Annotated in this window: 12 protein-coding genes; 11 read left to right on the forward strand and 1 reads right to left on the reverse strand. The window is 36.4% G+C overall.

Annotation, left to right across the window (positions count from 1 at the left end):
- Positions 1 to 39 precede the first annotated feature (39 nt).
- The 7 genes from BUE24_RS16225 to BUE24_RS16255 all read left to right on the forward strand — a co-directional run bounded on the left by BUE24_RS16225 (position 40) and on the right by BUE24_RS16255 (position 8089).
- Positions 40 to 1683 carry a serine hydrolase domain-containing protein gene (locus tag BUE24_RS16225; protein ID WP_073317979.1) on the forward strand — a complete coding sequence of 548 codons (1644 nt, stop codon included), beginning with the start codon at positions 40 to 42 and terminating at the stop codon, positions 1681 to 1683.
- 83 nt (positions 1684 to 1766) lie between these two features.
- Entirely contained in the window at positions 1767 to 2324 is a 558-nt protein-coding gene (locus BUE24_RS16230) for a hypothetical protein (protein WP_139242029.1), read from the forward strand.
- A gap of 193 nt (positions 2325 to 2517) precedes the next feature.
- Positions 2518 to 4563 (forward strand): penicillin acylase family protein, encoded by a 2046-nt coding sequence (locus tag BUE24_RS16235; RefSeq protein WP_084549595.1) that lies wholly within the window; start codon positions 2518 to 2520, stop codon positions 4561 to 4563.
- A gap of 239 nt (positions 4564 to 4802) precedes the next feature.
- On the forward strand, positions 4803 to 5321 hold the full coding sequence (locus BUE24_RS16240) for a hypothetical protein (protein ID WP_073318668.1): 519 nt from the start codon (positions 4803 to 4805) through the stop codon (positions 5319 to 5321).
- A gap of 24 nt (positions 5322 to 5345) precedes the next feature.
- A complete protein-coding gene (locus BUE24_RS16245) occupies positions 5346 to 6299 on the forward strand; it encodes an acyl-CoA thioester hydrolase/BAAT C-terminal domain-containing protein (protein WP_073317985.1) in 954 nt (317 codons plus the stop codon).
- A 9-nt stretch (positions 6300 to 6308) separates the two neighbouring features.
- On the forward strand, positions 6309 to 6740 hold the full coding sequence (locus BUE24_RS16250; RefSeq protein ID WP_073317988.1) for a hypothetical protein: 432 nt from the start codon (positions 6309 to 6311) through the stop codon (positions 6738 to 6740).
- Between the two features lie 125 nt (positions 6741 to 6865).
- Entirely contained in the window at positions 6866 to 8089 is a 1224-nt protein-coding gene (locus BUE24_RS16255) for a DUF418 domain-containing protein (protein ID WP_073317991.1), read from the forward strand.
- A gap of 38 nt (positions 8090 to 8127) precedes the next feature.
- On the opposite strand, the gene BUE24_RS16260 is transcribed toward BUE24_RS16255, so the two are convergent.
- Positions 8128 to 8973, reverse strand: a complete 846-nt coding sequence (locus BUE24_RS16260) for an AraC family transcriptional regulator (protein WP_073317993.1) — start codon at positions 8971 to 8973, stop codon at positions 8128 to 8130.
- 128 nt (positions 8974 to 9101) lie between these two features.
- Here BUE24_RS16260 and BUE24_RS16265 point away from each other — a divergent pair, with 128 nt between their 5' ends.
- The 4 genes from BUE24_RS16265 to BUE24_RS16280 are packed head-to-tail and all read left to right on the forward strand — an operon-like array spanning position 9102 to position 13929.
- A complete protein-coding gene (locus BUE24_RS16265) occupies positions 9102 to 10025 on the forward strand; it encodes a dihydrodipicolinate synthase family protein (protein WP_073317996.1) in 924 nt (307 codons plus the stop codon).
- 39 nt (positions 10026 to 10064) lie between these two features.
- Positions 10065 to 11648: an aldehyde dehydrogenase (NADP(+)) gene (locus BUE24_RS16270; RefSeq protein WP_073317998.1), complete on the forward strand. Its 1584-nt coding sequence runs from the start codon at positions 10065 to 10067 to the stop codon at positions 11646 to 11648.
- Position 11649: 1 nt separating this feature from the next.
- Positions 11650 to 12657 carry a 4-hydroxyproline epimerase gene (locus BUE24_RS16275; protein WP_073318001.1) on the forward strand — a complete coding sequence of 336 codons (1008 nt, stop codon included), beginning with the start codon at positions 11650 to 11652 and terminating at the stop codon, positions 12655 to 12657.
- A gap of 27 nt (positions 12658 to 12684) precedes the next feature.
- Complete coding sequence (locus tag BUE24_RS16280) at positions 12685 to 13929, forward strand: NAD(P)/FAD-dependent oxidoreductase (RefSeq protein ID WP_073318004.1); 1245 nt, start codon at positions 12685 to 12687, stop codon at positions 13927 to 13929.
- Positions 13930 to 13933: the final 4 nt, after the last annotated feature.

Genomic DNA, 13933 nt, shown 5'->3' on the forward strand with positions numbered 1-13933 from the left:
TGATTACTCAATTTTGTTTCAAACTAAATTTTGAGACAAATGAAACATCTATTATCACTTACGTTTTTAGCTATTCTTTGCAGTATCACATTTACCTGTACCGCACAATCCTATGTAAAAAAAGCAGATAGCCTATTTTATATTCATGAACAAGAAAACGGACCTGGGCTTTCGATTATCGTATCCAAAAATGGTGAACCCCTTTACAAAAATCATACAGGTTTTTCCAATATAGAACACCAGATCCCGATAAACGATGATACTCGTTTTTTGGTAGGTTCGATATCCAAACAATTCACAGTCTTTTCGATGCTCTTGCTAGAACAACAAAACAAATTATCTATTGATGACCCCATCACAAAATATCTCCCCGAACTCAAAGCTTTACCTCATCAAATTACAATCAGAATGTTGGCCAATCACACCAATGGTTTTCGCAATAATACAGACCTAAACGGACTAAGAGGTCGCTCAGATCAAGATTTGATTGGGCAAAGAGAAATGGTTTTCCTTTTGTTGAGACAACGCGGATTAAATTTCGAACCAGGAGAGCGATTTCAATATAACAATGCTGGGTATGTTTTGTTAGCAGAAATTGTTACCAGAGTTTCCGGAATCCCATTTCAAGAATTTGTTAGAGAACGTATTTTTAAACCCTTGAACATGACAAGCAGCCAGTTTATAAATGGGTCAACATCGGTAATCACCAAAAAGGCAAATTCGTATTATAAAAATAAAGATAAATACCACTACTATCCCATGAACAGATCAATTGTAGGATCTACGGGTTTATATACTACTACACAAGACCTAATCAAGTGGACACAAATTTTTGTTGATTCCAAACTAGGAAGCCCTGCTATCATTTCAAAAATGATCCAGCCTTCTACCCTAAATTCTGGTGAAAAAATCCCATATGGTTTAGGGTTGGAAACCAAAAATTACAGAGGAGTTAAGGTCATATTTCACGGAGGTGGAGATGCCGCCTTTAGAGCATATCTATTACACATCCCTGAACATAATTTTACCGTTGCCGTTGCTGGAAACTACGAATCCTTTAATCCTCTTACCATCGCCTACGGAATGATAGATGTTTTTTTAGAACAATCCCTTACGCCAAAAACGACACCATCAAACCCTAAGCCAACTAAGACTCAGTTGGAAGCATATACTGGAACCTACCAAGTTTTTCCTGGTTTTTATATCCATATCAAATCAAGGAGAGATTCACTGTTTCTTCAACCGCATAATACTACAAATGAAGTCTTTCTTCCAGTAATTTCTGAAAACTCATTTCAGTTTACTCCTAGGCAGCACAGCAAACTGGTTTTTGGTAAAGATGAATTGCTATGGCATTTTTCAGACTTTTCATATCCGGCCAAAAAGGTAACACTTACACCGATTGACAATTCTCAAATCCAAATCGAAGAATATCTAGGTACTTTCTATAACGACGAATTACAAACCACCTATACTTTTGTAAAAAAAGGAGAAAAGATAATTGCAAAACATGCTTTCAATTCGGATGTAGAACTGGTCCCAATCGATAAGGATTCTTTCATCACAGATAGTTCTATTTTGGGAAGGGTTGATTTTGAACGAAATGAACAAAACATTATCATTTCCTGTAAAATCAGCGGACAAACTGCTTACAATATTCCATTTATAAAATATCGCGAATAGGATTCTCCATAAAAAATACAATGAGTATCTTAACCTACTGTTTCTTGCATCTACAATACATTTTAAATCTACCAAAAAAGCAAATGGCAATACCAAAATTCTTGTATCATTATTATGAAATTAATAATGGACCCTTTCGTAATATTACCGAATTGGGCTATCAAAAGGCCGCTCAAATTCAAAACCAAATCACCGAAGGATGGAATAGTAAAAGACCCGATAACTATCTGGATTTAAGGTTCTCTTTGGAAAAAAGAATCAAAATGCAATTCGAGCAAAAGGGTGGACTACCCAATAGAAATGATCCTTTTTATTTTACCTTGGGTCCATGTGATTGGGCAAAATCCTGGTACATCAATCCAGGAGTTATAAAAATACCATTGACTGATCTAAATCCAGAGCATCTTAGCTTTACGTATCCCGATAGTATGGTGTCATTTCAGTTTCATGACGAACCTAAACTTGGTACGTACAGAAAAGACTGTAATGGTCAGGTGTTTTTGCTAAACGAACTCAAAGATTTAATTACAACTTATGGACTCCCCTCTGAAGAAAAAAGTGAAGCAGAAGAGCGATACAAGTATGATAAGTATATCGAAGTTCAATTATGGGATGATACGATGATTAAAAAGTATAAATGATACAAGATAGGAACTAATCTGTTTTAAAATATTGAAGGATGAATAAATACCTCATCCCTATAAAAACTAAAAATCAAGAGGAATGAATTTTAATAAAAGATATTTAATACATTTGAGTATTAAATGACCGACATTTTAAGCTCTTTTTACACAAAAAATCATAAAACCATCACATTTCATTTTTTATAAGGCTATGAAAAAATTGTTTATACTACTCACCTTGCCCTTTTTAATTTCTAATACCTCTACTTCCAACTACGAAAACGAAATTCTCTGGGATACCTGGGGTATTCCACATATATATGCAGATAATGATGCTAATCTTTATAAAATGATGGGTTGGGCACAAATGCATAATCATGCAGATCTTATGCTAAAACTTTATGGCGAGGCACGAGCTAAATCTTCAGAATACTGGGGTGTTGATTCGAAAAGAGATGTATTACTCCATCAACTTGGACTACTGGAAGCCTCCGAAAAAACATTCGAAAGCATGGAAGAAGAGGACAAAAAAATCATAGCATCATTTGTTGAAGGTATTAATGCTTATGCTGAAAAAAATGCTAATTCAATAGATGAAAAATACAAAGCTGTATTACCAGTACAATCGGTAGATATCATCTACCATGCTACTCGCGTGATGTATATGGAATTTTTGATCAATAGAAATTTAAGAACAGTACAGCAATGGTCTCCTGGTTCTAATGCCTGGGCAGTCAATGGAAAAAAAACAGCATCTGGAAATTCAATGCTTTTGGCTAATCCTCATCTTCCCTGGAATGACTTTTGGTTATTTTTTGAAGCTCATCTCATTACAGCCAACAATAACCTTTATGGAGCTACTCTAGTTGGCCTACCAACTCTTGGTATTGCTTTTAATGAAAATCTAGGATGGACCCATACGGTGAACACTTTGGATAATGTAGATTTTTATGAATTAAGTATCAAAAATGATACATATCTGATCGACGGTCAATACAAGAAGTTTGAGATAGATAGTATGCCTATTTTAGTAAAAACTGATGCTTCGTTAAAAAAAGAAATGGTCATTAAAAAACAATCTGATTTCGGAATGATTGTTAGAGAATCTGGAGACAAAGCCATTGCCATTCGTTGGCCTAATATGGATGGTAAATTGAATGCCATAGGACAATGGAGAGCTATGGGACAGGCATCAAATCTTGAGGAGTTTAAAGCAGCAATAGATAAAAATGCACTTCCTCTTTTTAATGTCATCTACAGCGATAAGAATGATAATATTCTATATCACTTTGGAGGTCATGTGCCAGAAAAGAATGGGGATTGGGAAAAATGGCAAGGTATTTTACCTACTTCTTCCAGCAAAGATATTTGGAAAGGGTACTATCCTGCTTCAAAACTGCCAAGTTATATTAATCCTGATAGTGGTTGGATCCAAAACGCAAATGATCCTCCTTTTACCAGTACATTTCCTGCAAAAATAACACCAGATCAGTACGCATCCCATATCGCTCCCAATAGCATGTACTTCAGGCCTCAGCGATCAGCTAAACTAATCATGGATGCTAACAATCTGACCCTGGATCAGTTTATTACTCTTAAGCACGATACAAAATCCGAACTCGCTTTAAGAATCCAAGACGAACTCAAATCTCTAAAACAACAAACCAAAGACAGTCTTACTTTGGCTGCCCTTGATGTATTGACCAATTGGGATGCTTCTTTTGATGCTTCTAGCACAGGAGCTGTTTTATTTATGAATCTTATCAGAAACATTGGGACAGGAGGATACTTTGAAAAGCCATGGTCTTATAAAGATCCTATAAATTCTCCCGATGGCTTTGCAGATAATGACAAAATGTTGGCAGCGATACAAAAGACGGCTAAACAACAAATGGATAAGATCGGTTCGCTAACTCCAAGTTTTGGAGACATTTTTAGGTTAAAGGTTGGATCATATGAATATCCGGGAAATGGTGGACCCGGCCAAATCGGTTTATTCAGAACTATGCACTATGTCCCGGGAAAAAATGGTAAATTTTATCCTTATCACGGGGATAGTTACGTCTGTGCAACAGAGTTTGGCAAACAAGTTAAAGCCAAAGCCTTAATGTCTTACGGTAATGCCACTCAAAAAGGAAATGCCCATGTAGGCGATCAATTACAATTATTTTCAGAAAAGAAACTTAGAGATGTTTGGTATACTCGGGTAGAACAAGAAAAACACCTGGAACGTATTGAAAAACTTAGTGAAATGTAGTATCCTACTTATTCTAAATAATTCTTTTCGGAAAGCCCACATACGCAATATCATTTATAACACATAACAACTAACAGTTAATTTACAACTCATATACAAACAGTTACACAATATTTCTGGTTAACTGTTATTTTTGATATTTTAGTAGTATTAAACGAAGTAAACACTTTCAGCTTTTAGAATTTGAAAATCAACATCAAATTCTAAATTTTGAAATGATACCCCTAACCTCTTTTTTCATGAAATGTCTAATACCAACCAGAATGTTTGTATTGTTGTTTATGTTCTTATCAATAAACTCATTTGCCTGTGATTGCGATTGCCAGGGTGACTGTAGTTTTAAAGGCATTATTGATCAGACAGAGTTTATAGCCTTGGTAAAGGTAATTGAGTATTCTGATTATTTATATTATAAAGACGATCGGGGCTATGATAAAAAAATGCCTTTCTCTACTACGGTAGAAATCGTTAAAATATACCAGGGAAATGAATCCAGAAAAAGGATCAAAATATGGGGAGATGACGGTATGTTATGCAGGCCTTATGCTTCTACTTTTCAATTAGGTAGTTATTACATTATCGCTCCGCGTAAAATCAAACAAGATTCTGAATTCGGCAAAAAGGATGATTTCCATCTCTTTTCTTGTTGGACCGACTATCTAGCTGTCGATCTCGATAAAAATAGAATATTTGGAACCTATTCAAAGCAGATAAAGAATATATCACTTACAGATTTTGAAGGTGATTTTAAAAACTAATAAAACTTCGTATTTACTTTTGGGATGAGACATCTAATCAAGGTATTTATCATCACATTACTGCTAAGTTGCCAAAAAGCAGCATTAAACGTAAACGTTAAAGCGGTAGAAGAAAATGGTATTGTTGGAGAATATCTTTTTCAAAAGGAAAACATCCAAAATCCCATAATTGTTGTTTTACCAGGATCTGGTAAAGGGCTATTACATGCCAGAGAATTAGAAGGATTGGTACAAGAAGGATACGACGTTTTTTCTGTTGCTTATCAAGGTCAAAAACTACTCCCAAAAAGAATAAACAGAATACCTATCGAATATGTAAAAAAGTGTATCGATTGGGCACAAACAAAAAATGAAGGTACTAGAAAAATTATTCTATTGGGCATCTCTAGAGGTGCAGAATTGGCTTTATTATATGCAAGCAAATTTGATGATGTTGATGGTTTAATAGGATATTCCCCATCTAATATTGTACTTCCCGATCATGTTGGAGTCGACGATACAATGCCATTACTATCTTCGTGGACCTATCAGGGTAAGGACATACCGTTTGCTAACATCAGAAGATTTGATGACGAAGCAGGTAAAATTATGTATAAAAAATACATCGATCCCATATTGAAAAATAGAGTTAACTCGTCAGAAGGATTTATTGATGTTTCAAAAATTAAATGCCCTACACTATTATTATCTGGAAAAGCAGATTTGGTATGGCCATCGTATGAAATGTCTGAAATGATGGTAGAAGAAACCGAAGGGCGCAATACCATAAAATCAATTGGATACGAAAATGCGGGACATCAATTTTTATGGTTTTCTAAGGGAGAACCTACTCGAGTAGCTACCAGTCAGTCGTTGCGATTAACAGGCATTAAAAAACATCGGTTTTTGTATGGAGGAACAGAAGAAGGAACAAAAAAAGCAATGATCGAGTCCAGAAAAGAGGTATTGAAATTCATTGATTTCATCAACAATAACTAAACACCATATATGCAAATGACTCTAGAATATTGGAACAGCCTAGCCAATCAAATGCTTTTAATCTGTTCTTTATTGAGCGGTTTTTCTATAACCATTGTTGCTAATCTGATCATATCCGAAAAAGCCGATAAATTGACAAATCGCTTATTAAAAACAGCCACAATTTCTGCTGGTTGCTTTCTGGTTGCTCTATTTGCAATGACCAAAATTTCGATGACGACAACTCCTGGTGGATATCTGCAAGATGTAACCGAAGATGATTTTTTACTCGCCAGAATCATAGGGATGTTCACCTTTATGATTGGGCTTTTTGCCTTGTCTTTTTTAATTGCGCTTTCCGGTTGGACAAAATCAAAAAAAATGGGAATTTTTACAACAGTGGTGGGAGTCGTTTGTTTACTGTTGATATTGATTACGCTTACTGATGTGGGTTTTAACTAATGTGCCCTAAAAATACGTATTTCCACTTATGAAAAAATAGGTCTAATCTGATCCTCCAAGCCTTAAGAAACCACTAACTATTTATATATTGCATCGCATTTATCAGTACCATAAAATTTCAAACGTTGGATCAGCAACCTACCAAAAACACCAAGCGAATTGAAATATTAGATATTTTCCGTGGATTTGCAATTCTGGGAATTTTTGTTGTCAATATTGTCATCATGAACTCTACCTTTTTAAATCAGGATGAATTTGCAAAACAATGGACTTCTCAACTCGATTTAATTTCTCAAAAAATACTACAGCTATTTTTCTACACCAAATTCTTCCCTATTTTCTCATTACTCTTTGGTTTAGGAATTTCTATGCAGGCGATCAAAATGCTGGAAAGGAATCAACTATCATTTTCATTTTTTGCCAGAAGAATGTTCATTTTATTCATTTTTGGGGGTATCCATATTCTATTTCTATGGTCTGGAGATGTATTGTATCTGTATGCTATCCTAGGGCTTATGACCACTTTACTGCTGAGAAAATCTAATAAATTCATTCTTATACTTTCTGGTTTTTTTCTGTTTTTCCCTTTCTATGATCAGTGTTTAGGATATATATTCGAACTACTTCATTTTCAACCAGAAATCTTTTTAAAAGGATATACAGGAGAAACCGTACATCAAATTATCCGGTACGGAACATATCTAGAGGGCATTCATTTACGGCTATTAGAATATCCATCTAATATCCCGATGTTGCTTGGTTTTATGAGTCCGATCGCATTATCCATGTTTCTCTTAGGTTTGTATTTGGGTAAAAATAAAGTCTACCAATCTATGGACACTTTTATCCTGAGTATTAAAAAACCTATGATTCTAGTTGCTTTACTGACAAATCTCTATAGAATCCTATTCTTATTTGTTCTTACCGATTTAGAAATCTATAGAATAGAATTTGTAAGAACTCTTTTCATCAAAGGAATGGTCGTCTCCGATGTGGTTATGGGATTGTTTTACCTTTTGGTAATAGGCTGGATATGGTATAATACCAAATGGAAAACGCTACTTGCGCCTCTCAAATACGCAGGAAGAATGGCGTTAACAAATTACATGGCTCAAAGCTTGATTGGGGTTTTGCTATTTTCTTCGATTGGATTAGGATGGTATGAAACATTGAGCCCATCTCAAACCTTACTAATAGCTCTGGTAGTCTTTGTATGCCAAGTAATACTAAGCAAAGTTTGGCTGACTTACTTTAAATTTGGTCCTCTGGAATGGATATGGAGATGTTTGACTTATAAAAAAGTATTTCCTATCAAAAGAGATACAAGAATAGAAATCAAATCTACATAGAAAAGTTTCCAATTAAACTTCAGTTTAATCAGTGAGTATTACCAAAGTTTTTTTCTAAACTCGGTAGGAGTGTTCTTCTTTATCTTCTTAAACTTCCGGTTGAAATGAGATAAATTTTTAAACCCACTTTTGTATGAAGCTTCTGCAATCGATATGTCCGGTTCTTTTGACAAAAGCAGACATGAATTTTCAATTCTAATTTCGGTCAAAAATTCAAAAAACGTTTTATTGGTTCTTTTTTTAAAGTACCTGCAAAAGGCATTTTTTGTCATGTTTGCCTTCTTAGCAACTTCTTCCAGGGTAATATCTCTATAAAATTCATTCATTACCAATTGAAAAACCTGAGCCATTCTCTTCCCTTCATTATCACTGTATTTTTTCTTCAATAAAGAGGAAGATATTGTCTCTTTACGGGTTTGAGAGAGTGTTTTTAGCATTTGTAAAAAAATGAGCAATCTTTCCAGTTTATTAGGCTCATTCTTTATATCCAAAAACATCTTTTTTAAGTTTTCCTTTTCTGAAAGCACTCTTATTCCAAATGGAAACAAATCAAAAAAACTTCTCACCTCATCAAATTCAGACAGATCAAAAAAATCATCCCCAAAGGATGTTCTGGTAAAGAACAAAGAAATCATATGAGAATGCGATGCTATGCTACTGCTTTTTAGCACATGAGGTACATTACTTCCAAAAATAAATATATCGTTGGGCTGATAACTTGAAACCGTATCACCTACAATCAGACTCCCTTCTCCAGAAATGACCCATGAGATTTGAATTTCTTCATGCTGATGAAAAGCATCATAAAATGTAGCTCCTCGATCCTCCTGCACAATAAGGGCATCAGTAGTAGTTTTGGGTATTTTAAAAGAAAGTGCCTTCATCTTACTTCATCAATATTACTCAATAAAATCAAAACAAACACAAATTAAGGTAATATAGTATCAATATTAGATAACTTATGCGTATTGCATGCTAAGTAGAGATTCTACTTTTGGTCAAAACATTTATCATGGCAATACAATGGAAAGGGGTAATGCCCGCAGTGACTACAAAATTTACACCACAAGACACCTTAGACCTCAAGATGTTTGAGGTGAATATAAAAGCTCAGTTAGAGGCCGGAGTTCATGGAATTATTTTGGGCGGTACTCTTGGCGAAGCAAGTACATTAAGTGATCCTGAAAAAAGAACTTTGGTGCAAACAACAGTAGAGATCGTTAATGGCCAGGTTCCTGTTATCATTAATATTGCAGAACAAACTACCCAAGGAGGGATACAAGCGGTTAAAAATGCAAAAGAAGATGGTGCTAGCGGCTTGATGATGCTTCCTCCTATGCGATATAAAGCTAGTGATAAAGAAACGATCGCTTATTTTAAAGAAATAGCCAAAAATACTGATCTACCCATAATGATCTACAACAACCCTGTGGATTATGCTATCGAAGTAACTCTAGATATGTTTGAGGATTTACTGACCTTGGACAATATACAGGCTGTAAAAGAATCTACTAGAGATATTTCTAATGTAACCAGAATTAAAAATCGATTCGGAGATCGATTAAAAATTCTATCAGGAGTAGATACCTTGGCATTAGAAAGCCTGATCATGGGCGCCGATGGATGGGTAGCAGGTCTGGTCGATGCATTTCCCAAAGAAACCGTAGCTATCTATGAGCTTCAAAAAGCAGGAAGAATCGAAGAAGCTATCGCCATCTATAGATGGTTTCTACCATTGCTAGAGTTAGACATAAACCCTAAATTAGTACAAAACATTAAACTGGCCGAAGTTGCCACAGGAATAGGGACCGAAAATGTAAGACCTCCCCGATTACCGTTATCCGGAGAGGAGCGAAAACAGGTGCTCGAAATTATTGAAACAGGACTAAAAAATAGACCGAAATTACCAAATATAGCGGCTCTTCAAAATGCATAAGATCAAATAAAATCACACGTATCAATACATAATAAAAACATGATAACCGGTAAAAATTATATAGGCAATCATCTTTCCTCCCAAGGAGATAAAACCTACACAACCTTTAATCCAAAGGTCAATATCGAAAATGAACCTTTGTATTATGAAGCTTCCGAAACGGAGATCAACCATGCAATTGATCTGGCTTCTGAGGCATTTGCTGCGTATAAAAAGGTTTCTGGAAAAGATAAAGCTCAATTTTTGAATACGATCGCCGAAGAGATTCTTGCTCTGGGTGATCTATTAATTCAAACCTATATTTCTGAAAGTGGACTCCCAGAAAAAAGAGCTATTGGGGAACGAACAAGAACCATAGGTCAATTAAGAGCTTTTGCAAATTTGGTAGCCGACGGAACATGGGTCGAAGCCACTATAGATACAGCAGATCCTAATCGAATCCCCATCCCAAAACCAGATCTTAGAAAAATGTTAACCCCATTAGGTCCGGTGGTGGTTTTTGGTGCCAGTAATTTTCCTTTAGCCTATTCTACCGCTGGTGGTGATACAGCTTCTGCTTTGGCTTCGGGATGTCCCGTGATTGTAAAATCGCACCCAATGCATGCTGGTACAGGAGAGCTCATTGCATCTGCTATCATAGCTGCTGCAGAAAAAACGAAAATGCCCAACGGAGTATTTTCTAACCTCAACAGTTCGGGTATCGAAGTAGGTGTGCAATTGGTCAAACATCCAAAAATAAAAGGTGTCGGTTTTACCGGAAGTATCAAAGGAGGGCGAGCATTATTTGATCTTGCAGCTCAACGGCCAGAGCCCATACCGGTATTTGCAGAAATGGGAAGTATCAATCCCGTTGTGATCTTGCCGGAAACCCTACAAAAAAGAGGAGCATCTTTGGCAACTACTTATGCCAAATCTATCACTTTGGGTACCGGGCAATTCTGTACAAATCCAGGTTTGATTTTGGGGGTAAAAAGTGAAGCGCTGGATCATTTTATTGATAAATTATCTACTGAAATCTTAACGATCACTCCTTCTTGTATGTTGCATCCCAATATTGTAAACAACTACAAAAACAACTCAGCAAATATGCTTCAAGAATCAGGTATTTCTAAAACAGCCGATTATCAAGGTGATTTGGAACCAAACTTTGCTGGTCAAATGATTACCACAGTAGATGGAGATTCCTTTTTAAACAACACCAATCTGCACCAAGAGGTTTTTGGGCCGTTCTCTCTGGTAGTACAATGTAAAGATCTGGAGGAGTTAACCACTATTATCGATCATCTCGAGGGACAGCTTACCGGGACTATTTTGGCAGAGCAAGAAGAGATAGCAGATCACCGTACTATTATAGAAGCACTGCAAAACAGGGTAGGTCGACTTATTTTTAATGGAGTACCCACAGGAGTAGAAGTATGCCCATCGATGCTTCATGGAGGACCATATCCTGCATCTACTGATAGTAGATTTACTGCCGTAGGCATACATGCTATAAAGCGTTGGGTACGCCCTATGAGTTATCAAAACTGGCCTGATCATTTATTACCAGATGAGTTACAAAATCAAAACCCTCTTGGTATTTCCAGATTGGTGAATGGAGATTCCACACGAAACCCACTGTAATATGAGTATCTCAGTATATCGATGCATAGACGCACATACCTGTGGTAATCCTGTACGAGTAGTGACTACCGGTCATCCTCCTTTGGTAGGAAATTCTATGAGCGAAAAACGGCAACATTTCTTAAAAGAGTATGACTGGATTCGGAAGGGGTTAATGTTTGAACCCAGAGGTCATGATATGATGAGTGGTAGTTTTTTATTCGAACCTCATGATCCGAAAAATGATTTTGCGATTTTGTTTATTGAAACTTCGGGTTGTTTGCCCATGTGTGGTCATGGAACTATTGGTACTATCACCATAGCTATCGAAGAAGGACTAATTGATCCTAAAACACCTGGAAAAATACGAATGGAAGCCCCTGCTGGGTTGGTTGAAATTCAATATCAACAAACCGGAAAAAAAGTCGATTGGGTAAAATTAACTAATGTCTCATCATATTTAGCTGCTGAAGGATTAGAAATAGATTGTCCCGAACTGGGAACACTTGTTTTTGATGTCGCCTATGGGGGAAATTTTTATGCCATTATCGATCCGCAATTGAATTTTGAAGGAATGCACGCTTTCGAAGCATCCAAACTAATTCAATACTCACAAGTATTACGCAAAAGCATCAACCAAAAATATCCAAATACCTTTATCCATCCAGAAGACGAAACGATTAGAGACGTAAGTCATATGTTATGGACAGGAGACGCTATCGATCCAAAATCCTCTGGAAGAAATGCAGTTTTTTATGGAAACAAAGCGATCGATCGATCTCCTTGTGGTACTGGCACTTCTGCTAGAATGGCGCAATTACATGCAAAAGGGAAATTAAAAAAAGGAGAGGATTTTATACATGAAAGCATCATTGGTAGTACATTTATAGGACGTATAGAACAAGAAACCATGTTGGGTGATCAAAAAGCAATTGTCCCCAGTATACAAGGTTGGGCTAAAATCTATGGATATAATACGATTACTATCGATGATGACGACCCTTATGCCCATGGATTTCAAGTAATTTAACCGATGTAGTTTTTAAAAAACAGAGCAATGAAAAATTGTATTGTGATTGGTGGAGGTGTTATTGGTTTATGCACTGCATATTACCTTCATAAAGAAGGGCATCAAGTTACGGTTATCGATCAATCCTCGATGGATTTTGGAGCTTCTTATGTCAATGCAGGATATTTATCCCCTAGTCATATCATACCGCTAGCCGCTCCAGGAGTCATGAAAAAAGGATTGCAATGGATGTTTAATCCTTCAAGTCCTCTTTTTATAAAACCACGACTTAATTCTAATTTTCTGAAATGGACTTTAGCGTTTAATGCCTCATGCTCTAGCAAAAATGTACAAAAAGGGATTCCTGCTATCAAAGAGATTGCAATTTTGGGGAGAGATCTGTATACGGATATCAAAAATGATGAAAACTTTTCCTTCCAGTTAGAAAAAAAAGGACTTCTGATGCTCTGTCAAACCGAAAAAATGCTGGAAGAAGAAATTCAAGTCGCCGAAACCGCTACAAAAGAAGGGTTAACTACCAAAACATTACCAAAAGAAGAACTACAAAAACTATATCCTGATACTGCAGTACAGGCAATTGGTGCAACCTGGTATGAATGTGACGCACATACCACACCCAATACTTTTATGAAAGAAATGAAAAACTACCTGGAAGCTTCTGGAGTTCGATTTCATAAAAATGAAAAGATTGAAAATCTGTCCTTCAACAATGGAAAAATAGTTTCTATAGACAATAGCACTCATACCTATACCGCAGACGAATATATCTTAACTGCAGGCTCCTGGTCTAACCAGTTAAGCAAATTACTTGGTATCAACCTGCTGCTGGAGGCGGGAAAAGGGTACCGAATCAATTCTGATAGAAATTTGGGCATCACCATTCCCGCAATTCTTGCAGAAGCAAAAGTAGCAATCACCCCAATGGATGGATTTACCCGGTTTGCCGGAACTATGGAAATTGCCGGAATTAATCATCGAATTAATCAAGTACGAGTTGAAGCTATTGCTAAAGCTACGCAGCGCTATTTTCCTAATATCGAGTTAACCCCGGAAGAAAAAGGCAAAGCCGCTTGTGGATTACGACCAGTAAGTCCAGATGGTTTACCATACATAGGAAAATCATCAAAGTGTAACAACCTTACTATAGCTACAGGTCATGCCATGATGGGTTGGAGCATGGGGTCTGCCACCGGAAAATTGGTGTCCGAACTAATTAGCGATAAAAAACCTTCTCTAGATCTGGACGTATATCATCCGGATAGAAAATTCTAGCTTC

It is taken from the genome of Aquimarina spongiae (assembly GCF_900141785.1).
Lineage (GTDB): Bacteria > Bacteroidota > Bacteroidia > Flavobacteriales > Flavobacteriaceae > Aquimarina > Aquimarina spongiae.